The following is a 19,828-nucleotide window of genomic DNA, read 5'->3' as shown; positions in this document are numbered from 1 at the left end:
TCCGTGACTATATTGACGCGCTATCTAGTGTGCCCTACGGTCTAGTGGTGACCTCGGACGCGGAGTGGCCCAGCGAGTGGCTGCGTGGCGTCCTGGCGGTGTGCGTGCTGCGTGTGCTCGCCGACGGGCCGACCTACGGCTACGCGATCGCGTCGGCACTCGCCGACGGGGGCCTCGGCCCGCTCAAGGGCGGGACGCTCTACCCGCTGCTCAAACGGCTCGAGGACTCCGGCTGGGTCGTCACCGAGTGGCGCCCCGGCGAGGGTGGCCCCGGGCGCAAGTACTACGCGCTCACCGCGGAGGGGACCGGCGAGCTGAACCGGTCCGCCGCGCAGTGGGAGGCCTTCACCACGACGACGCGCCGGATCGTCCGCGAGGGCGCCCACCGCCCGGCGACCACGGAGGGGAACCGATGAACAGCACGGCCACGGGTGCGAGCACGGGCACCGGCAAGGAGCGGCGAGGCGCCCGGCGCTACGCCCTCGAGCGCGAGGTCGCGCCGCACGTCGACCCGCGCTGGGCGGAGGCGATGCTGATCGAGCTGCGGCTTCAGGGAGTGGGCGGGGCGCACGTCGGCGAGGCGCTCGGCGAGGTCGACTCCCACTGTGCCGAGAGCGGCGAGGAAGCACAGGACGCCTTCGGGGACCCGGTCGAGTACGCCCGCAGCCTCGGTCTTCCGACCAGCCCCGAGCAGGAGCCGACCGCGACGGCGCGCGCGGTGCTCCCGACGGTCGTGCAGCTCGTCGGCATGTTCCTCACCCTGTGGTCCGTGCCCGCGCTCGTCGCGGGGGATCCGGTCGATGTCTCGGTCGGCCAGGCGCTCGGCGCGGTCGTCCTCGCGGCGGCCGTCGGGGTCCTCGCCTGGCGCGCCGAGCCCGTGCTGCGGATGCTCGTGCACCGCCCCGTGGTCGGGGCGCTCGCGATCGGTGCCGGCGCGACGGCTCTCGTGCTGCCCCTCCTCCTGCTGCAGACCGAGCTGTTCGCGGTCCCCGCCGTGCCGGCGCTCGTGCTCGGCGGGGCGCTGCTCGGTCTCGGCGTGGGGATGGAGCTGCGGCGCGCGACCGGCCTGCGGTCGACGGACCCCGTCGTCGCCCCGCTGCAGGACCCGGCCACCACCGCGCGCCGGCGACGGGAGGGTCGCCGGATCGGGCTGCTCGGCGTGCTCCTCGTGCCGGCGTGGACGGTCGTCGTCGCCGTGCTGCTCGGGTGGCTCGCCGCCTGACGTTGCGCGGGCGTCAGATGCCGGTCGGCTCGATCGGGTCGAGGCGCGGCGGAGGGACGGGGTGCGGCTCCTCGAGCGTCTCGACGTCGGCGTCCTGCGGCGCGGTGAGGCGCTCGACGGCACCGTCGAGGTTCGCGGTGATCGCGGCGACGAGGCCGTCGGCGTCGCGGGCCTCGAGCCGCTCGACGATGTCCGCGTGCGACGCCGCCGAGTCGCGGCGCACGGCGTACTCGTCGCTCACCGTGAAGGTCGCGACACGGACCTCGACGATGAGCGTCGTCATCCACCGCAGGAGCCACGGGTTGCCCGCGGCCGCGACGAGCGTCCAGTGCAGCGTGAGGTCGGCGTCGCCGATCCGCCGAGCGTCCTCGGAGCGGCCGGCCTCGACGAGCGCGTCGTAGGCACCGCGGACCGCTGCGACCTCGGGGTCGGACGCGCGGGCCACGGCCAGGCGCGCGGCCGTCGTCTCGACCGTCGCGCGCGCCGCGTACAGGGCGGGGATGCGCTCGCGGCCGATGGTCACCACGCTCAGCCCGCGACCGGGCGTCGCGGTGAGCAGGCCCTCCTGCACGAGGCGCTGGGCGGCCTCGCGGAACGGCCCGCGGCTCACGCCGAGCTGGCTCGCGATCTCGACCTCGCGGATGGGCGTGCCGACGCGCAGGGCGCCGGAGTAGATGGCGTCGCGGAGCTCGCGGACGATGAGGTCGACCGTCGACGGGCGCGTCACCGGTGAGAGGAACGGCGCGTTGCCGAGCGGTGCGCGCGAGGCGGGGCTCATCGGCTCTCCTTCTCTGAGGTCGTGGGGTGGTGGGCCCGCCGGACCGGGTGTGCGTGCGGGACGGTCGAGGTCACGATCCGGTATCACATCATCCCCTGTCGGAGGCCGGAGCGCGGCCTGCGGTCGAGCCGCCGAGACGTCCGCGGCCCGGTGATCGCGCGGCGAGCGTCGGTGCAGGTCAGCGAGGTTCCGGGCTGCCCTGGAACGAGCGCCGGTGACGCCCTGACGGACACCGTGCATGGTGGCCGTGTCTGATTGTAGACAATCTGACAGTCCGACGAGCGGATTGTCGAATGGTCGACATCGCGTTAGCGTGTTCGATCGTCCAGCCACCCACGACCGTCCGCCGCGCCACGCGTCCGACGGGCACGAAGGGAACCATGACTTCCACGCGATCCACCGCGACCCGACGCCGCGCGCTCCTCTCCGCGAGCGCCGTCGGCCTCCTCGCCGTCACCACCGCCTGCTCGAGCGTCGACTCCGGGGGCGGGAACGGCACCGGCGGCGAGACGGCCGAGGGCGGCAGCGGCACCCTCGCGGAGCTCCAGGAGAGCGGGTCCATCACGGTCGGGTTCGCCGGCGAGGAGCCGTACAGCTTCCAGGACGACGGCGGCGAGCTCACCGGCGCGGCCGTCGCCCTCAACGAGGCGATCTACTCCGAGCTCGGCATCGACACCGTCGAGGGCACGCTCACGGAGTGGAACTCCCTCATCCCGGGCCTGAACGCCGACCGCTTCGACTCGATCAGCGCGGGGATGTCGATCCTGCCGGACCGCTGCGAACAGGCCGCGTTCAGCGAGCCCGAGATCATGTACACGACGGCGTTCCTCGTGCCCGAGGGCAACCCCGACGCCCTCGACGACTGGCAGTCCGCCGTCGACGCCGGCGTCACCCTCGCGGTGATGGGCGGCGCCATCGAGGCCGGCTACGCCGAGGACACCGGCGTGGAGACCATCCAGGTCGGCAGCCCGCAGGACGGCCTGGACGCCGTCGTGTCCGGTCGCGCGGACGCGTTCGCGCTCACCGGGATCTCGCTGCGCGCGCTCGCGGAGCGGTCGGACGCCCCGGTGGAGGCGACCGAGGCCTTCGTCGCCGTGATCGACGGCGTGCCGCAGATCGGCGCGGGCGCCACGGTGTTCCGTCAGGCCGACTCCGAGCTGCTCGACGCCTACAACGAGAAGCTCCAGGAGATCGTCTCCGACCCGGAGAGGTACGAGGACGTCCTCGGCCCGTTCGGGTTCACCGAGGCCGAGCGTCCCGTCGAGGGGCTGACCGCCGAGATGCTCTGCGAGGGCGACCTCGAGGCGATCGCCGACGAGCTCGGCCCGGAGCTGGGTCTGGACTCCTGACCCGATGTCCGACGACATCCAGACACTTCTCGACCGGCTCCCGCAGCTCGGTGAGAGTGTCCTCGTCACCCTGCAGCTGACGGTCGGCGGCGCGGTCCTCGCGATGGTCGTCGCCCTGCTGCTCGGGTTCGGCTCGCGCACCCGCTCCGTGTGGGTGCGCGGGCCCTCCCGGGTCGTCGTGGAGTTCTTCCGCGGGACGTCCCTCGTGGTCCAGTTCTTCTGGCTCTTCTTCGTGCTGCCGGTCTTCGGCTTCAAGATGGAGTCGCTGGCGGTCGGGATCGTCGCGCTCGGCCTCAACTACGGCGCGTACGGCGCCGAGGTGGTCCGGGGCTCGATCAACTCCGTCCCGGTGGGGCAGTGGGAGGCGTCCACGGCGCTCAACCTGGGCCCGGTCCACCGCATCCGGCGCGTGATCTTCCCGCAGGCGTGGGCCCTGATGATCCCGATGCTCACGAACCTGCTGATCCAGCTTCTCAAGGGCTCGGCGCTGGCGACCTACATCTTCCTCCACGACGTGAACTTCTTCACCGACCAGCTGCGCCGCACCACGCAGGACACCGTGTTCTCCTACTCGGTCGGCCTGCTCGTGTACTTCGCGATCGCCTACCTGCTGACGCTCGGGATGAACGCGCTCGAGGTGCGCGCGAAGAACCGGCTCGGCGCCGGTCCGAGCCTGCGCGAGGTGCTGCGGCTCGCCCCGGTCCCCACGACGGCGAAGGCAGGTGCGGCATGAGCGACATCTGGAGCTGGGAACGCGCCTGGGAGGTGCTGCCCGCACTCCTCGAGGGCTTCAAGATCACGCTGGTGGCGACGGTCGTCGGCATGGCGATCGCCTCGGTGCTCGGTCTGCTCGTCGCCCTCGTGCGGCGGTCCGGCTCGCGCTGGGTGACCGTGCCCGTCGGCGTCGTCGTCGAGTTCATCCGGTCGACGCCGCTGCTCGTGCAGCTCGTGTTCGCCGCGCTGCTGCTGCCCACCGTCCCGACCCTCGCCATCGGGTGCGCGGTGCTGGGCGTGCACTACGCGACGTACATGTCGGAGGTCTACCGCGCCGGCATCGACGCGGTGCCTCGCGGCCAGTGGGAGGCGGCCACCGCCCTCAACCTGCCGCGCGGGCGCACGTGGCGCGCCGTCGTGCTGCCGCAGGCGATCCGCAAGACGCTGCCCGGCCTCGGCAACTACGCGATCTCCATGTTCAAGGAGACACCGTTCCTGTTCGCCATCTACGTGGTCGAGATGTTCGCCGCGGCGCAGAACTACGGAGCCAACACGTTCTCCTACATCGAGCCGCTCACCCTGGTCGGCCTGATCTTCCTGGCGGCGAGCTACCCGACCTCGCTCCTCGTACGACGGATGGAGAGGCGCCTTGCCTGACGTGATCGACCCTGTGACCGACCCCCTGACCGACTCAGCGACATCCCCGGAGGACAGCGTGTCGACCACCCAGGGCACCACCCCCGCGATCGAGTTCCGCGACGTCGTCAAGCGGTTCGGCGACAACGTCGTGCTCGACGGGCTGAGCTTCAGCGTCGCCAAGGGTGACCGCGTGACGCTCATCGGCCCGTCGGGCTCCGGCAAGACGACGATCCTGCGCCTGCTCATGACCCTGGAGGAGTCGGACGGGGGGCTCCTCCTCATCGACGGCGACCCGTACACGCACGAGTACCGCGGCGAGAAGCGGGTCGAGGTGCCCGAGAAGCGGCGGCGCGTCGTGCGCAACCGCGTCGGGATGGTCTTCCAGCAGTTCAACCTGTTCCCGAACATGACCGTGCTCGAGAACATCATCGAGGCGCCCGTCCACGTGCTCAAGCAGCCGAAGGCCGCGGCGATCGCCCGGGCGGAGCAGCTGCTCGAGCAGGTCGGGATGTCGGACAAGCGCGACTTCCGGACCAACCAGCTCTCGGGTGGCCAGCAGCAGCGCGTCGCCATCGCGCGGGCGCTCGCGATGGACCCGGAGATCCTCTTGCTCGACGAGGTCACGTCCGCGCTCGACCCCGAGATCGTCGCCGACGTGCTCGGTGTGCTGCGGGAGATCGCCGAGACGACGGACATCACGATGCTGCTCGTGACGCACGAGATGCAGTTCGCGCGCGACGTGTCGAACCGCGTGCTCATGTTCGACCACGGGCACATCATCGAGGAGGCGCACCCCGAGACGATGTTCACGAACCCGACGCACGAGCGCACGCAGGAGTTCCTCAAGGCCGTGCTGGGCTGACGGCTTCGCTGTGGGCATGAAGTGGGCTCGGTTTCCGCCGCGGAACCGGGCCCAATTCATGCCCACAGCGTCAGCCGGGGTCGCCGATGCGGCGGAGGGCGTCGACGACCTGGGTCCAGAAGCGGTCGTGGTCGAGCGTGACGGCGACCTGGGTGCGGCACTCGGCGGGTTCGTCGCCGCGCAGGTCGACGACGGTCATGCCGGTGGTGAGGGTGCCGGTGAGCTCGACGTCGACCGGCGCGCGGCGCGTCGTCATGACGTCCGGGTCCGCCACGTACGCGACGGCGCACGGGTCGTGCACCGGCGGGTGCGGGAAGTCCTGGGTCGCGCGGTAGGTGCCGCCGTAGAAGTCGAGCAGCTCGCCGACGAAGCGCGACGGCGCGGTGCCGAGGCCCGCGATGCGGACGCGGACGTCGGGGGTCGCGACGGCCTGGTGCGTGAGGTCGAGACCGACCATCGTCACGGGCCACGCCTCGTTGAGCACGACGTGCGCGGCCTCCGGGTCGGCGAGCACGTTGAACTCCGCCGTGGGTGTGCGGTTCCCGCCGTGGAACGCGCCGCCCATCATCACGACCTCACGGACGCGTGGCACGATGCGCGGCTCCTTGCGCGCGGCCGTCGCGATGTTGGTCAGCGGACCGACGGGCACGAGCGTGATCTCGCCGGGCTCCGCCGCGAGGACCGTCTCGATGATCAGGTCGACGGCGTGCCGCGGGTAGACGGCGCGGCGCGGGGCGGGCAGGACCGGCCCGTCCATGCCCGAGTCGCCGTGGATGTCCGGCGCGACGATCCGCGGCCGGACGAGCGGGCGGTCGCAGCCCGCGGCGATCGGCACGTGGATCCCCGCGACCTCGGCGACGGACAGCGCGTTGCGCGTCACCTTCTCGAGCGTCTGGTTGCCCGCGACGGTCGTCACCGCGACGAGGTCGATCGCGGGGGAGCCGTGCGCGAGCAGCATCGCGACGGCGTCGTCGTGGCCGGGGTCGCAGTCGAGGACGATCTTCCGCGGGGAGGAGGGCTCGAGGGTCACGCGCCCATCCTCGCGCGGCGCGGCACGCCCGGCACGTGCCCGACGGCGCGTGGCGCGCTTCGCGTCGGACGGCCCCTGGCGGCTAGGCTGTGCTGCGGCCCCGCCCCCCGGGGCTTCGCGCCTGTAGCTCAGGGGATAGAGCACCGCTCTCCTAAAGCGGGTGTCGCCAGTTCGAATCTGGCCAGGCGCACAGCGTGGGTGCTTTCCACGGTAGTGCTCGTCCCGAGGCATCTCGGAGGCGAGGCGCAGGAGGCGTCGAGGCGCCGTCGTCCTGCTGGTGAGCGTGGCGGTCGGTGGCCGTCTCGTGCTGCGGGTCGTCCGTGGCGCGACGAGAGAGGGCTGCGGCAGAGCCCGCCGTCGCGGCCGGTCGAGCGGCGTCCGTCGCCGCCTGGACGCGTACGCGCGCTCTCGTAGGTCGCGCGCAGGCGGTGGTCGTCCGGAGACGGTGCGAGACGACACGGCACCCGCCCTGTCCTCCGGGCAGGTCGCGACCCGGCGTGCTCGCCAGGGTCGGTGGGAGAATGGAACGAAGGAGGAGACGTGGCTCGAACAGGCCAGCGACGGTCCGGTCGCGCGCGCCCTGACCCCGGTACCGAGCGCCGTCGCGCGCCGCGCCCCTCCGAGAAGGGGATCATCCCGGTGCTCGCCGGGATCGCGCGTGATCTCGACGGCGCGGTCCGGCGACCGCCGACGCGCCCCGCGGTGCGCACCCAGTTCCAGGTCGTCGCGCTGCTCGTGCGCGAGGAGCGCGCCCGGGTCATGGCCGACGCCTCCCTGAGCGCGGGCAAGCGCGACCAGGAGCTCAAGCGGCTCGACGGCGTCGCGACGCTGCTGGCCAAGATCGCCGTCCGTGACACCACGCTGCTCACCCTCCTCGGCGAGGACGCCCGGCTCTCCGACGCGGCACGCGAGTACAAGGCCACCGTGATGCGCGCCGGCGGACTCGAGCCCCCGGAGGAGCCCGCACCGGCCGCGCCGGTCGCGCCGACCGCGCAGGCACCCGCCGTCGAGAAGCGCGTGGTGCCCCGGTCCGTGATCTCGCGTCAGCTCGCCAACCCGTTCCTCGCCCCGGACTTCGAGGCCGCGGCCGAGCGTACGGCCGCGCGGGCTCGGCGACTGGCCGGCTGGGAGCTGCTCGAACCGCTCTTCCGATCCTTCGAGCAGGCCGGCCCCGGCGCGCCCGCGTGCATGGCGCTTCCCGAGGCCCGCTCGCTGTCGGCGTCGTTCGGTCGCGAGCTCATGCCGCACCAGGCTCAGGTCGTCGCGGCGACCGCCCGCGGCCACCGCACCTTCCTCCTCGCCGACGAGCCCGGGCTCGGCAAGACCGCCCAGGCGCTGCTCGCAGCCCAGGCGGCCGACGCGTTCCCGCTGCTCGTCGTGGTACCCAACGTCGTCAAGACGAACTGGGCGCACGAGGTCGGGATGTGGACGCCGTTGCGCCGCGCCACGGTCGTCCACGGCGACGGCGACAAGGTGGACGCGTTCGCGGACGTCGTCATCGTCAACTACGAGATCCTGGACCGGCACGTCGGCTGGCTCGGCGACCTCGGCTTCCGCGGCATGGTCGTGGACGAGGCGCACTTCATCAAGAACAAGGGATCGCAACGGTCCCAGCACGTCCTCGCGCTCTCCGAGCGGATCCGCGCCCGCACCGCGCGGCCGCTCCTCATGGCGCTCACCGGCACCCCGCTCATCAACGACATCGAGGACTTCCGGGCGATCTGGCAGTTCCTCGGCTGGATCGACGAGACGAAGCCGGTCGGCAAGCTGATGACCGCCCTGGAGGACACCGGCCTGACCCCGGCGGACCGGGGCTTCTACGCCGCCGCCCGGTCCGCCGTGATCGACATGGGCATCGTGCGTCGTCGCAAGGTCGACGTCGTGGCCGACATCCCCGCACGCCGCGTGGCCGACCTGCCGGTCGAGCTCGACGGCGCGGCCGGCCGCTCGATCCGTGCCGCCGAGGCCGCGCTCGCGCGCCGACTGGCCGACCGCTACCGGTCCGCCGTGGCGGCGCGCGCCGGCGACGGCGCCGCCGAGACGGTCGGCGGAGAGATCGACCTCGACCTCGCCCGCCGCGTGGCGGCCGCGGAGCTCAAGGACTCGAGCTCGAAGACCGGCGGCGAGAACGTGTTCACGATGGTCCGCCGGATCGGCCAGGCCAAGGCCGGGCCGGCTGCCGACTACGCCGCGCAGCTCGCGCGCAACGTCGGCAAGGTCGTGTTCTTCGCCAAGCACGTCGACGTCATGGACGAGGCCGAGCAGACCTTCGCCCAGCGTGGGATCCGCTACGCCTCGATCCGCGGCGACCAGACGCCGAAGGTGCGCGAGAAGAACATCGACGCGTTCGTGAACGACCCGGACGTGTCGGTCGCGGTCTGCTCCCTGACGGCCGCGGGCGTGGGGCTGAACCTCCAGGTCGCGTCCAACCTCGTGCTGGCCGAGCTGTCCTGGACCGACGCCGAGCAGACCCAGGCCATCGACCGCGTCCACCGGATCGGCCAGGACGAGCCCGTCACGGCCTGGCGGATCATCGCGGCCCAGACCATCGACGCCAGCATCGCCGAGCTCATCGACAGCAAGTCCGGGCTGGCCGCCCGGGCGCTGGACGGGGCGTCGGACGACGACTCCACGTCGGCCAAGGACGTGCAGCTCGAGGCCCTGGTCGGGCTGCTCACCGACGCGCTCGGCGCCGACGGCGCGGACTGAGCCCGGCGCGTCGTTCCGGCGGGCCCGGCGGCCCGGAGGCCACGACCCGGGCTCGTCGGTGGCCCGGCGTACCGTGAGGCAGGTCACATCGTCGAGACCAAGGACGTGCCATGACCGACCCCTCCTGGGAACCGCCGCTCGCCGGCACCGACGTCGAGCATCTCGTCGGGACCCTCGAACGGCTCCGTGCCACGTTCCGCTGGAAGGCCGACGGCCTCGACGTGGAGCAGCTCCGGGCCCGCGCGGTCCCGACGTCCGAGCTGACCGTCGGCGGCCTGCTCAAGCACCTCGCCGTCTGCGAGGACGACGTGTTCTGCTGGCGCATGTCGGGGAGGCCCCCGGTCACGTTCCTCTCGGTGCCCGAGGAGGACGTCGCGCGCTGGCAGTTCACGGTCGACCCCGACGAGACGGCCGAGCAGGTGTACGGGCTGTGGGAGGCCGCCGTCGGGAGATCGCGCGTCCGGCTGCGCGAGCTCGTGGCCGACGGCGGTCTGGACCAGCCGGGGCACCTGGAGTTCGGCGACGCCCGCCCCACGGTGCGGCGCCACCTGCACGACATGATCGAGGAGTACGGGCGGCACACCGGTCACATGGACCTGCTCCGCGAGGCGATCGACGGCCGCGTCGGCGAGGACCCGCCGGCCGACTGGCCGATGCTCCCGCCCGACGACCGGGAGGCGTGAGCCGGAACGGCTGTCGTCAGCCGACGACCCGCACGGTGACCACGTCGCACTGCACGGGGAACGACTCCGCGCAGGCGTCGACGACCCACACCTCGACCTCGTCCCCCGACGCGAGACCGTCGGACTCGATCGGCTCGCCGTCCGCGCCCACGAACGACGTCTCCGCCGACACCAGGCCCATGCCGTCGAAGTAGTCGTCCGACGGCTCCGTCAGGACGGCGCGGGTCCCGGTGCGCTCGACGACGCCCGTCACGTCCGGTCCCCGGTCGGGGACGCCGCCGCCAGCCCCGCCGTCGCAGGCCGTCAGGAGCATCGCCAGCGCGACGAGCGCCGCTGCTGCCGAAGCGGTGGGAACGGACCAGGTCGAGATGCGTCGTCGGGCCATGAGGGCCATGCTGCTCGACGCCGAGAGTCCGCGGAAGGGCTACGCGCCGGGTGCGCCCGACGTCGCCGGAGCCGGCTCGGCCGAGCTGCCCGTCGTCCCGCCGGTCCCTGTGCCACCGGACGAACCGCCGGGACCGCCCGTCGAGCCGGCATCGGCTCCCGTCTCCGTGCCGCCGGTCCCCGTCCCGCCACCCGTCGGGTCCGTGCCACCGGTCTCACCGGTGCCAGGAGTCGTCGGCTCCGTGGGCTCCGGCGTCGGCGTCGCCGGATCGGTGGGCTCGTCGGTCGGGACCTCGGTCGGTGCGTCCGAGGGCTCGTCCGTCGGGAGCTCGGTCGCGTCGTCGGTGGGCGCGGCCGGGTCGGGTGTCGGCGTCGTGGTGCCGCCGTCGGGCAGCTCCTGCGACGGCGTGACGGTGCCCGTCCCGGTGCCCTCGTCGTCCGCGGTGGTCGTCCGGCTGATCGACGTGCCCGACCCCTCCTGCCCCCGCACGGCGTCGGAGATCGGCTTGCCGATCGCGAGCTCGACGACGAGCACGACGCCCATGACGACGACGAACAGCGCTGCGGCGGAGACCGCGAGCACCTTGCCCGTCCCGTAGCGGTCGATGAGGCGGAACCACGGGCCGGGGCGCGCGTCGTCGTCGGGCGACCCGGCGTCGTCCTCGGTCCGGGGCGGCGCACCGGCCGTCACCGTGACCGAGGAGGTGCCTGCGTCGTCGGCCGGGACGCTCCCGCGCGGCACGGCGGTCGCCGTGTCGTCGGCCGCGTCGGTGCGCGGCCGGTGGAGCGGCTGCGTGTCGTCGCCGCGCGGGACCGCCGGCAGCCTCGCCGTCCCGCCACGGGCTCGCGGCGCGAGATGGCTCACGACGGGCTTGAGCTGCTCGTGGGTCTTCTGGATCGACCGCGTGTACGCGTAGTTCGCCACGACGGTGATGACGCTCGCGGCTCCGGCCCCGATGATCGTCCCGGCGATCCCGAAGTACGAGAGCAGCACCGTCGTGCTCACGGCGGCGAGGGCGCTCGCGATCATCTGCGTGAGCGAGAGCTTCGGCGCCTCGGGAGCCTTCTCGTCGGGCGCCTCGGGCGCGCCGTCGGGCACGCCCGGGGAGGGGCGGGTGCTGGGGGAGGTCGTCACGTCGTCTGTCGTCCGCGCTTTCGAGTCGGGTGGCTGGTCTCGCCCGCTCTCCTCCGGCCGGCGCGTGCGCCGGGCGCTCCGCGGTCCGGCGTCGGATGCGGGCGTCCTTCCAGGGTAGCCACGCGGTGTGGGCACGCCCGCGGGCGCAGGTGACCGGGACGTGTCGGAAGGAGGAGATCGTGTGTCGGCGGACGACGTGTGACCAACGTCCCTAAACCTAGACGCGTGTTCAGGTTTATGGTGGGAGGGCCGGGCGGTCCCCGAACCGTCCCCTCGGTGGGCCGCCCGGCGACAGCAGCACAGCCAGGCGAGAGGAGTGGCCATGAAGGCCGTCCAGTACCGAGAGATCGGCGCACGACCCGAGGTCGTGGAGATCGAGACCCCTGAGCCGAAGCCGGGGGAGGTGCTGCTCAAGGTCTCGGCCGCGGGCCTGTGCCACTCCGACGTCTTCGTCATGGAGCAGCCCGCGGACGAGTACGCCTACGGGCTGCCGCTCACCCTCGGCCACGAGGGGGTCGGCGTTGTCGAGGCGGTCGGCGCGGGCGTGGACCCGGGTCTCGTCGGGACCGCGGCCGCGGTCTACGGGCCGTGGGGCTGCGGCGTGTGCCAGCGGTGCGCCGCAGGCCAGGAGAACTACTGCCTGCGGGCGGCCGAGCTGGGCATCGCCCCGCCCGGACTGGGTGCCCCCGGCGCGATGGCCGAGTACATGATCGTCGACTCGCCCCGCCACCTTGTGCCGATCGGCGACCTCGACCCCGTCCAGGCCGCGCCCCTCACGGACGCCGGCCTCACGCCCTACCACGCGATCAAGCGCTCGCTGCCGAAGCTCACGGCCGGCACGACGGCGGTCGTGCTCGGCGTGGGCGGCCTCGGCCACGTCGGCGTGCAGATCCTCAAGGCCCTGAGCGGTGCCCAGGTCGTCGCCCTCGACGTGACCGAGGAGAAGCTGGCCCTGGCGCGCGAGGTGGGCGCCGACCATGCCCTGATGTCGGACGCGTCCGCCGTCGAGGCGGTCAAGGACCTGACCGGTGGCCGAGGCGCCGACCTCGTCGTCGACTTCGCCGGCGTCCAGCCGACCATCGACCTCGGTCAGCAGCTGCTCGGCGTCGGCGGGGACTTCACGCTCGTCGGGATCGGGCACGGCTCGCCGTCCGCGAAGGTGGGGTTCTTCCAGTCCCCGTACGAGGCGTCGTTCCTCGTGCCGTACTGGGGCTACCGACAGGAGCTGTTCGAGGTCCTGGAGCTCGCCCGGCAGGGTCGTCTGACCGTCCACACCGAGGTCTTCAGCGTCGACGACGCCCCCGCGGCGTACGGCAGGCTATGGGACGGAACGCTGCGGGGACGTGCGGTCGTGCGGTTCTGACCGACCGATTCCTGCGCCGGACATGGACGGTCGTCCAGATGTCATCTGAGCCGTTCGGGGTGAATCGCGGCGCGTCCCGCGGCTTCACCCGGAGGCGAGTTGACGCGCTCCCGTGAAGCGTGCAAACTAGTGCCCGACGGAGCGCATCGCCTGCCCCCTGCGCGGTGCGCTCCGTTTCCACGTCCCGGCCCACGAGCCGGAGGGCAGAGCCCCGGACCGATGGTCCGGGGCTCTTTGCATTACTCCGGGAGAACGCCGTCCTGGGCATTTCCCAGGGCTTCTCCAGGAAGTCGACCGGACGACCGTCCGGGTCGGCACGGCGGGCGATTCGGCCTCGTCGCAGCGCCGGCACGGCGTCGTCGTGCGCCCCGAGGTCGCGTGCCCGGAGGAACCTTCCCCGGCGTGCCTCGGCCGGGCGCCGCGCCGGCACGGTTAGCGTCAGAGGGTGAATGCCGCAGCCCGCACCAGCTCAGCCGCCCGGAGCGTGGCCGATCCTGCTCGGCTGCCCACCGACCCCGCCGGCACGCCGCCGGACGCCGACGACGAGGCGACACCACCGCGTCCCGTGCTCGTGCGCCCGCCCACGACCGCCGAACTCGTCGACGAGGCCGTCGCCCGGTGGCGGGCCGGCCTCGTCGAGCTCGCCGGCGGCTCTTCGCTCGCCGACATCTCGCTCCTCGGCGACGCCGTCGTCGACCTCACCGCCGCCCACCCGTCCGGCGTCGCGCAGCTCTTCGCCGGCCGACCGACCCGGCTGTCCAACCTCTTCCGGGAGGGCGGCTCGCTCCCTGCGGCGCGGCGTCGCGCTCGCGCCGTCGTGGTCCGCGCCGCCGAGCACGCCCAGCGCTACGGCGTCGCGCCCACGTACCTCGCGATCGGTGTCGCGACCTGGACCGAGAGCGAGCCGGCGGCCTCCCGGCCGGCCGACGACGTCGGTGCGCTCGCTCGCGTCGCCGGCCGCGCGTCACGGCCTGTGACCGCGACCATCGAGGTCGCGCCGGACCCGGCGGACGTGACCGACGCCGTGCCCGGCGAGACGTCCGACGACGGGCACCCCGCAGTCCTGCCGGCGCACGACGACGACCCGAGCGAAGCCCGCGCAGCGGACGGGGAGCCCGGCACGGACGCCTCGACCGAGGACCCCGCGGACGCGGGCGTGCGCACCGTCCGGGCCCCCGTCCTCCTGCGACCGCTGACCGTCACGCCGCGCGGCGACGGCGAGACGGACTACGAGCTCACGCTCGAGCCGACCGCCGAGATCAACCCGCTCCTCGCCCGCACGCTGCGCGCGCACGGTGCGCTGCTCGACCCGGTGACGCTCGCACGCAGCACCTTCACCGGCGCCGGGTTCGACCCCGGCGACGCGACGGACCGCATCGCGGCGCTCGGCCGCGCCGTCCTGGGCGACTTCGGCCTCACGCACCGGGTGCTCGCCGGCACGTTCGTGCACCCCGGCCAGGTCCTCGTCGACGACCTCGACGAGCTCGTCGCAGGCCTCGAACGGCACGAGATCGTCGCCGCGCTCGCGGGGGACGAGGACGTCGCCGCGACCGTGCGGCGCGAGCTGCCCCGCCCGCGCGTCGGCGACGCGGACCCCGAGCTCGAGCGCGGAGTGGGCGACCTCGACCCGTCCCAGCGCCACGTCGTCGACGCGCTCGCGAGCGGCTCCCACCTGTTCGTGGACGCGCCCGCCGGGTCCGACGTCGCCGGGACGCTCGCCGCCGTCGTCGCCGAGGCCGCGGCGAGCGGTCGCCAGGTCCTGTACGTCCCGGGTCACCGTCGCGCCGCGGACGCGCTCGTCGCGCGCCTCGAGAGCCTCGGGCTGGGCGGTCTCGTGCTCGACGTCGCGCCCGACCCCACGTGGCGGGCGACGGTCTCCCACCGCCTGCTGTCCGCGATGGCGAGCGAGCCGGAGCCCGCGGACGACGACGCGGTCGAGCGCACGCGCGACGCCCTGCTCGGCTCCCGTGCACGGCTCGCCGGGTACATCGAGGCGCTGCACCTGGTCCGCGAGCCGTGGAACGTCTCGGCCTACGACGCGCTGCAGGCCCTCGCGCGCATCGTCGCGCAGCGGCCCGCCCCCGACACGAGGGTGCGCCTGGCGCCCGAGGTCGTGCTCGCCGTCGGGCCGCAGCGCGACCAGCTCGCCGACGACCTGCGCGACGCCGCCGAGCTGGGGGCGTTCACGACGCGCGCGACGTCGACCCCCTGGTACGGGGCGAACCTCACGACCCGGCAGGAGGCGCACGACGTGCTCGTGCGCGTCGAGCGCGTGCGGACGCACACGCTCCCGCAGCTGCGGGCAGAGGTCGAGCGGGTCGCCGAGGTCACCGGCCTCACGCCCGCCACGACGCTGCGCCAGTGGGGGGACCAGCTCCGCATGCTCGGCGGCATGCGCGGCACGCTCGACGTGTTCCAGCCGATGATCTTCGAGCGCACCGCCCAGGACATGGTCGAGGCGACAGCGACCCGCCAGTGGCGCGACGCGCACGGCGTCGACATGGGATGGTTCGCGCGCCGCCGGCTGCGCCGCCAGGCGCGGGACATGGTCCGGCCCGGCGTCCGGGTCCCGGACCTGCACGCCGCCCTCGTCGAGGTCCAGGCGCAGCGGGCGGTCTGGCAGACGCAGGCACCCGGTGGCGGCTGGCCACGCCTGCCCGAGGGCCTCGCGGCGATCGAGGACACGCACGAGGCCGTGCGCATCGACGTCGAGGAGATCGAGCCGGTCCTCGCGGGCACGCCGCAGGGCGCCGGGCTGCTCGACCTGCCGCTCGTCGACCTCGCCGCGCGGCTCGACACGCTCGCCGAGGACACGGAGTCGCTCGACCGGCTCCCCGCCCGCACCGCGGTGCTGCGCCGGCTCTCCGCGGCCGGTCTCGACGACCTCCTCGCCGACCTCGCCGAGCGGCGCGTGGAGACCGACCTCGTCGGTCCCGAGCTCGAGCTCGCGTGGTGGAGCTCGGTGTTCGAGCAGATCCTCACCCAGGACCACGCGCTCGCCGGACAGGACGGCGCCGGGCTCGACGCGCTCGCCCGGCGCTTCCGCGAGCTCGACCGCGCGCACGTCGCGTCGCTCGCGGCCCCCGTGCGCGCCGCGGTCCGCGAGCACCTCGCCACGGCGATGCGCGAGCACCGTGACGAGGCCGAGGACCTCTTCACCGAGCTGCTCGAGGGGCGGCTCGTCAGCCTGCGCGAGACCGCGGAGAAGCACCCCGACGTGCTGCGCCGCCTGCGGCCGGTCGTCGTGGCGACGCCCACGCTCGTGCCGCACCTGCTGCCGCCCACCCGCACCGTGGACCTCGTCGTGCTCGACGCGATCGAGCACGCGCCCGTCGAGCTCGTCCTCTCGGCGCTCGCGCGCGGGCGCCAGGTCGTCGCCGTCGGCGACCCGCGGGCGTCGTCGTCGTCGACCGTCCGCGACCTCGCCGACCTGCTGCCGACCGTGACCCTCCTCGCCGACGGCTCGCGGCGGGACCCGTACGTCACGACGTTCCTCGCCGAGCACGGCTACGCCGGCATCCTGCGACCCGCCCCCCTGCCCCGGGCAGAGGCGCTCGTCCAGCTCGACGTCGTGGACGGGGCCGGGATGCCCGACCCGACGTCCGGGGCGGTCGAGAGCACGCAGGTCGAGGTGGACCGCGTCGTGGAGGTCGCGATCGAGCACGCGCTGACCCGGCCCGACGAGTCGCTCGCGATCGTCACCGTCACGCCGCTGCACGCCGACCGCATCCGCGAGGCGCTGCTCGTCGAGGTGCGGCAGAACCCGGCGCTCGCCGGGTTCTTCGCCGCGTCGCGGCCCGAGCCCGTCGTGGTCGCGGACGTCTCGGGCGTCGCAGGGCTCGTGCGCGACACGATCGTCCTGTCCGTCGGCTTCGGGCGGACGCCGCACGGACGCGTGCTGCACCGCTTCGGCATCCTCAACACGCCCGGCAGCGAGGCGATGCTGCTCGACACCGTCGGGGCGTCGCGCCGACGCCTCCACGTCGTGTCCTGCTTCGCCGCGGCCGACCTCGACCCCGAGCGCCTGCGCGGCGGCGGCGCGAAGCTCCTCGCCGAGGTGCTCGACCTCGCAGAGCAGCGCAGCGGCGTGGCCGACCAGGTCACGCTCGGCAACGGGGTCGACGTGGGCGGCACCCCTGACCGGCTCGTGCTCGACCTCGCCGAGCGCCTCTGGCGCGCGGGCCTCGTCGTCGAGACCGACTACGGCGTCGGCGACGGCGACCGGATCCCCCTGGTCGTCGGGCACCCCGACCTGCCGGGGGAGCTGCTCGTCGCCGTCCTCACCGACGACACCGCGTACGTCGCCGAGCGCAGCGTCCGCGTGCGCGACCGGCAGACCGCCGAGCGGCTCGAACGGATCGGCTGGACGGTCGCGCAGGTGTGGTCGGCAGCCGCGTTCCTCGACCCCGCCAAGGAGGCCGAGCGCATCCGGCGCGTCGTGCAGGGGGTGCGGGACGCTCGCCTACCGGAGACCGGGGGCGTGGCCCAGACGGGCGGCGGTGACCGGATCGTCGTCGTGCCGGTGCTCGACGACGACGCCGACCACGGCGACGACGACCTCTGAGGTCTCTCACCGCGCAGCCGCCGCGACGGTGTCAGGGTGACGCGTCACGGGGATGACCTGTGGCCCTGACGCGTTGGTCGGGCGGTCCGGCGTGGTGCGACGATGGTCCCGTGACTTCCGCCCGGCACGACGACACCGCCCCGGAGCCGACGCCGTCACGTCCCGTCACGCGGCGTCCGCGCCGTGCGGTGCGCCGCGGCACGGAGACGACGGCGGTCCCTGGCGTGAGCGACGACGAGCGCCCGGGCGGCTGGGGAGATCCCGCGACGAGCGACGGCGGCGGGAACGGGCAGAACGACGACCGCCTGCTGCGGGACGTGCCTCCGCACTACGGGAAGCACTGACCGGGGCGCTCCGTCCTGGTCGTCAGAGCCGGTCGGTGGGACCGCCGAGGGTACCGCCGGCCGGCCCTGCGCCGGACGCGCCCGGTCCGTGGCCTGCTGCACCGGCCTGCGCGGCGAGCAGGTCGCGGATCTCCTGAAGGACGCGGACGTCCTCCGCCGGGGCCTCCGGTTCGGGCTCGACGTCCTGCTTGCGGCGTGCGGCGAGGTGGTTCATCGGCAGCACGATGACGAAGTAGATCGCGACGGCGACGAGGAGGAACTGCAGGATCGCGTTGAGGATCAGGCCCATGTTGATCGTCGCCTCGTTGATCGGGCCGATCTCCCACATGTTCGAGATGTCCGGCTTGCCGAAGATCATCGCGATGAGCGGGCTGATCAGGCCGTCGACGATCGCGGTGACGATCGAGGTGAACGCGGCGCCGATGACCACGCCGACCGCGAGGTCGATCGCGTTCCCGCGCAGCACGAACTCCTTGAACCCGTTGAGCACACTCATCCGGTAGATCCCCTTCACGTCTGTGGTCCGCGTGGCGGCGGCGCCACGTCAGTGCATCTGGTGCAGGGCAGATCCTCCCAACGCCACGCACGGACGGCAACAGCGGTTCCGGGCCCACGGACGGGTGCCGGCCACGGCCGGGTGCGGGTCAGGGGACGAGGACCGCCGTCACCTGGCCCCAGCCCGCCACGGCGGCGAGCCGCTCCGCCTCCTCGGGGAGCACGGCGACGAGCGTGGTCTGCTCGCCGGTCGTGGCGGGGGAGCCGAGCAGTCCACCCGAGGCCGACTCGTCCGGCCGGCCGGGCACGACGACCGCGCCGCGCGCGAGGTAGGGGTCTGCGCCGTCGGCCGCCGCCGGCTCGCCGGCCACCCCCGTGAGGCCGGTGGCGGGGGACGCGACGAGCAGGTCCACCCGGTCGCCCGCCGCGAGCAGCCCGCTGACCCCGGGGTCGAGCCGCACGGGTGCCACGACGGTTCCCGGCGGTGCGGCGGAGACGAGGTCGCCCGCCGCGACGAGCGACTCCTGGAGAGCGGTCCCCGGCGCGATGCGGACGGACGCGGACCGGCCGACGGCCTCGTCGGGCGACCGCAACGCCTCGGGGGCGAGGCCGGCGGGCACCTCGACGACCCGGACGTCCGCCGCGGCGAGCTCGTCACCGGCGGAGACCTCGCGCGCGGTCACGACGACGGGGACGGTCGGCGGAGGTTCGGGGCGCAGGGCCGAGACGGTCGCGGTCGCGGCGAGGCCGCAGCACACCGCGGCCACGACGAACCGCAGGCGCCACCACAGGACCCCCGCCCGACGGCGCACCGCACGGGCACTGGCCCGGGCGTCGTCGGGCACGGGAGCTGGGCGAGGGGTCCAGGACATGGCCGCGACGCTAGCGAGGACCCGCGCACGACCGCCGTCGCCCTTGTGGACGACGGCGGTGACGATTCCCCGGGCAGATGCCGGGGCCCTCGTGGTGCGCGCCTGTGGTCGACCGTGCGCGGCGGGTTGCCGCGCGGCGGTCGCGGGAGTCAGGAGGCGGGCGTGCTCGCGGCAGAGCTCGACGAGGACGAGGCCGAGGAGGAGCCCGCCGAGGAACCGTTCGAGGAGGACCCGGACGTGCTCGGGCTGCTCGCGCTGCCGTTCGACGAGCTCTTCGCGCTCGTGGACGCCGAGGTGGACTTCCCGCCCGAGCGCGAGTCGGTCCGGTAGAACCCCGACCCCTTGAAGGTCACGCCGACGGGCGAGAACACCTTGCGCAGGCGACCGGAGCACTCCGGGCAGACCGTGAGGGCCTCGTCCGTGAAGGACTGGTGGATGTCGAAGGCGTGACCGCAGGCGGTGCAGGTGTACGCGTAGGTGGGCACGGGTTCTCCTCGTTCACGTGACGGCGACCCGACGGGGCCAGGCCTCTGCCGCCAGGTCAACACTCGCTGGCACTCGATTCTTCCGAGTGCCAATCATACGCGGGCGGGCGCGGACCCCGGCCGGGGTAGTCTCGCACCGTGTCTGCGCACGAACCCGTCGAGAAGCCTGCCGGTGACGACCCTGAGACCGTGACCGGCAC

Annotated in this window: 18 protein-coding genes and 1 tRNA gene; 12 read left to right on the top strand and 7 right to left on the bottom strand. The window is 73.7% G+C overall.

The window, feature by feature from the left end; genetic code table 11:
* Positions 1–47: 47 nt before the first annotated feature.
* Entirely contained in the window at positions 48–416 is a 369-nt protein-coding gene (locus V5D56_RS19550) for a PadR family transcriptional regulator (protein WP_435736928.1), read from the top strand.
* The gene (locus tag V5D56_RS19545) at positions 413–1,222 is read left to right on the top strand and encodes a hypothetical protein (protein WP_435736927.1); all 810 of its coding nucleotides are present in this window, start codon (positions 413–415) and stop codon (positions 1,220–1,222) included. The genes V5D56_RS19550 and V5D56_RS19545 overlap by 4 nt, the downstream gene beginning before the upstream one ends.
* Before the next feature lie 13 nt (positions 1,223–1,235).
* Here the strand turns inward: V5D56_RS19545 and V5D56_RS19540 are convergent, their stop codons facing one another.
* Positions 1,236–2,000, bottom strand: a complete 765-nt coding sequence (locus V5D56_RS19540; protein WP_435736926.1) for a GntR family transcriptional regulator — start codon at positions 1,998–2,000, stop codon at positions 1,236–1,238.
* Between the two features lie 380 nt (positions 2,001–2,380).
* On the opposite strand from V5D56_RS19540, the gene V5D56_RS19535 reads away from it, so the two are divergent.
* The 4 genes from V5D56_RS19535 to V5D56_RS19520 are packed head-to-tail and all read left to right on the top strand — an operon-like array spanning position 2,381 to position 5,564.
* The gene (locus tag V5D56_RS19535) at positions 2,381–3,349 is read left to right on the top strand and encodes a transporter substrate-binding domain-containing protein (protein ID WP_435736925.1); all 969 of its coding nucleotides are present in this window, start codon (positions 2,381–2,383) and stop codon (positions 3,347–3,349) included.
* A gap of 4 nt (positions 3,350–3,353) precedes the next feature.
* A complete protein-coding gene (ehuC, locus tag V5D56_RS19530; RefSeq protein WP_435736924.1) occupies positions 3,354–4,082 on the top strand; it encodes an ectoine/hydroxyectoine ABC transporter permease subunit EhuC in 729 nt (242 codons plus the stop codon).
* On the top strand, positions 4,079–4,720 hold the full coding sequence (gene ehuD / locus V5D56_RS19525) for an ectoine/hydroxyectoine ABC transporter permease subunit EhuD (RefSeq protein WP_435736923.1): 642 nt from the start codon (positions 4,079–4,081) through the stop codon (positions 4,718–4,720). Before ehuC ends, ehuD begins: the two co-directional genes overlap by 4 nt.
* A gap of 58 nt (positions 4,721–4,778) precedes the next feature.
* A complete protein-coding gene (locus V5D56_RS19520; RefSeq protein ID WP_435736922.1) occupies positions 4,779–5,564 on the top strand; it encodes an amino acid ABC transporter ATP-binding protein in 786 nt (261 codons plus the stop codon).
* Positions 5,565–5,634: 70 nt separating this feature from the next.
* Here V5D56_RS19520 and V5D56_RS19515 read toward each other — a convergent pair whose 3' ends face one another.
* A complete protein-coding gene (locus V5D56_RS19515; protein ID WP_435736921.1) occupies positions 5,635–6,594 on the bottom strand; it encodes a nucleoside hydrolase in 960 nt (319 codons plus the stop codon).
* Between the two features lie 117 nt (positions 6,595–6,711).
* On the opposite strand from V5D56_RS19515, the gene V5D56_RS19510 reads away from it, so the two are divergent.
* From V5D56_RS19510 to V5D56_RS19500, 3 genes are all read left to right on the top strand, one after another.
* Positions 6,712–6,784 (top strand) — tRNA-Arg (locus tag V5D56_RS19510).
* 350 nt (positions 6,785–7,134) lie between these two features.
* A complete protein-coding gene (locus tag V5D56_RS19505; RefSeq protein ID WP_435736920.1) occupies positions 7,135–9,303 on the top strand; it encodes a DEAD/DEAH box helicase in 2,169 nt (722 codons plus the stop codon).
* 110 nt (positions 9,304–9,413) lie between these two features.
* On the top strand, positions 9,414–9,986 hold the full coding sequence (locus V5D56_RS19500; RefSeq protein WP_435736919.1) for a DUF664 domain-containing protein: 573 nt from the start codon (positions 9,414–9,416) through the stop codon (positions 9,984–9,986).
* Positions 9,987–10,002: 16 nt separating this feature from the next.
* On the opposite strand, the gene V5D56_RS19495 is transcribed toward V5D56_RS19500, so the two are convergent.
* Both V5D56_RS19495 and V5D56_RS19490 read right to left on the bottom strand, forming a co-directional pair.
* Positions 10,003–10,371, bottom strand: coding sequence for a hypothetical protein (locus tag V5D56_RS19495; RefSeq protein ID WP_435736918.1), 369 nt, complete (start codon positions 10,369–10,371; stop codon positions 10,003–10,005).
* Positions 10,372–10,410: 39 nt separating this feature from the next.
* The gene (locus V5D56_RS19490) at positions 10,411–11,505 is read right to left on the bottom strand and encodes a hypothetical protein (RefSeq protein WP_435736917.1); all 1,095 of its coding nucleotides are present in this window, start codon (positions 11,503–11,505) and stop codon (positions 10,411–10,413) included.
* 322 nt (positions 11,506–11,827) lie between these two features.
* Between V5D56_RS19490 and V5D56_RS19485 the strand changes: the two genes are divergently transcribed.
* From V5D56_RS19485 to V5D56_RS19475, 3 genes are all read left to right on the top strand, one after another.
* Positions 11,828–12,868: an NAD(P)-dependent alcohol dehydrogenase gene (locus V5D56_RS19485; RefSeq protein WP_435736916.1), complete on the top strand. Its 1,041-nt coding sequence runs from the start codon at positions 11,828–11,830 to the stop codon at positions 12,866–12,868.
* Between the two features lie 484 nt (positions 12,869–13,352).
* On the top strand, positions 13,353–17,432 hold the full coding sequence (locus V5D56_RS19480) for a hypothetical protein (RefSeq protein WP_435736915.1): 4,080 nt from the start codon (positions 13,353–13,355) through the stop codon (positions 17,430–17,432).
* A 110-nt stretch (positions 17,433–17,542) separates the two neighbouring features.
* Positions 17,543–17,776 carry a hypothetical protein gene (locus tag V5D56_RS19475; protein WP_435736914.1) on the top strand — a complete coding sequence of 78 codons (234 nt, stop codon included), beginning with the start codon at positions 17,543–17,545 and terminating at the stop codon, positions 17,774–17,776.
* A gap of 22 nt (positions 17,777–17,798) precedes the next feature.
* On the opposite strand, the gene mscL is transcribed toward V5D56_RS19475, so the two are convergent.
* The 3 genes from mscL to V5D56_RS19460 all read right to left on the bottom strand — a co-directional run bounded on the left by mscL (position 17,799) and on the right by V5D56_RS19460 (position 19,628).
* A complete protein-coding gene (gene mscL, locus V5D56_RS19470) occupies positions 17,799–18,272 on the bottom strand; it encodes a large conductance mechanosensitive channel protein MscL (protein WP_435736913.1) in 474 nt (157 codons plus the stop codon).
* A 148-nt stretch (positions 18,273–18,420) separates the two neighbouring features.
* Positions 18,421–19,143, bottom strand: coding sequence for an SAF domain-containing protein (locus V5D56_RS19465; protein WP_435736912.1), 723 nt, complete (start codon positions 19,141–19,143; stop codon positions 18,421–18,423).
* A 149-nt stretch (positions 19,144–19,292) separates the two neighbouring features.
* Complete coding sequence (locus V5D56_RS19460) at positions 19,293–19,628, bottom strand: FmdB family zinc ribbon protein (protein WP_435736911.1); 336 nt, start codon at positions 19,626–19,628, stop codon at positions 19,293–19,295.
* Positions 19,629–19,828: the final 200 nt, after the last annotated feature.

The sequence above is a fragment of the Cellulosimicrobium sp. PMB13 genome (assembly GCF_051294865.1).
Taxonomy (GTDB): Bacteria; Actinomycetota; Actinomycetes; order Actinomycetales; family Cellulomonadaceae; genus Cellulosimicrobium.
This window is presented reverse-complemented; position numbering and strand designations above follow the sequence as displayed.

What these genes read in the sequence shown, in the direction of transcription:
- V5D56_RS19545 (WP_435736927.1), top strand. Translation starts at nt 413, where the DNA reads ATGAACAGCACGGCCACGGGTGCGAGCACGGGCACCGGCAAGGAGCGG.
- V5D56_RS19540 (WP_435736926.1), bottom strand. Translation starts at nt 2,000, where the DNA reads ATGAGCCCCGCCTCGCGCGCACCGCTCGGCAACGCGCCGTTCCTCTCA.
- V5D56_RS19535 (WP_435736925.1), top strand. Translation starts at nt 2,381, where the DNA reads ATGACTTCCACGCGATCCACCGCGACCCGACGCCGCGCGCTCCTCTCC.
- ehuC (WP_435736924.1), top strand. Translation starts at nt 3,354, where the DNA reads ATGTCCGACGACATCCAGACACTTCTCGACCGGCTCCCGCAGCTCGGT.
- ehuD (WP_435736923.1), top strand. Translation starts at nt 4,079, where the DNA reads ATGAGCGACATCTGGAGCTGGGAACGCGCCTGGGAGGTGCTGCCCGCA.
- V5D56_RS19500 (WP_435736919.1), top strand. Translation starts at nt 9,414, where the DNA reads ATGACCGACCCCTCCTGGGAACCGCCGCTCGCCGGCACCGACGTCGAG.
- V5D56_RS19495 (WP_435736918.1), bottom strand. Translation starts at nt 10,371, where the DNA reads ATGGCCCGACGACGCATCTCGACCTGGTCCGTTCCCACCGCTTCGGCA.
- V5D56_RS19485 (WP_435736916.1), top strand. Translation starts at nt 11,828, where the DNA reads ATGAAGGCCGTCCAGTACCGAGAGATCGGCGCACGACCCGAGGTCGTG.
- mscL (WP_435736913.1), bottom strand. Translation starts at nt 18,272, where the DNA reads ATGAGTGTGCTCAACGGGTTCAAGGAGTTCGTGCTGCGCGGGAACGCG.
- V5D56_RS19465 (WP_435736912.1), bottom strand. Translation starts at nt 19,143, where the DNA reads ATGTCCTGGACCCCTCGCCCAGCTCCCGTGCCCGACGACGCCCGGGCC.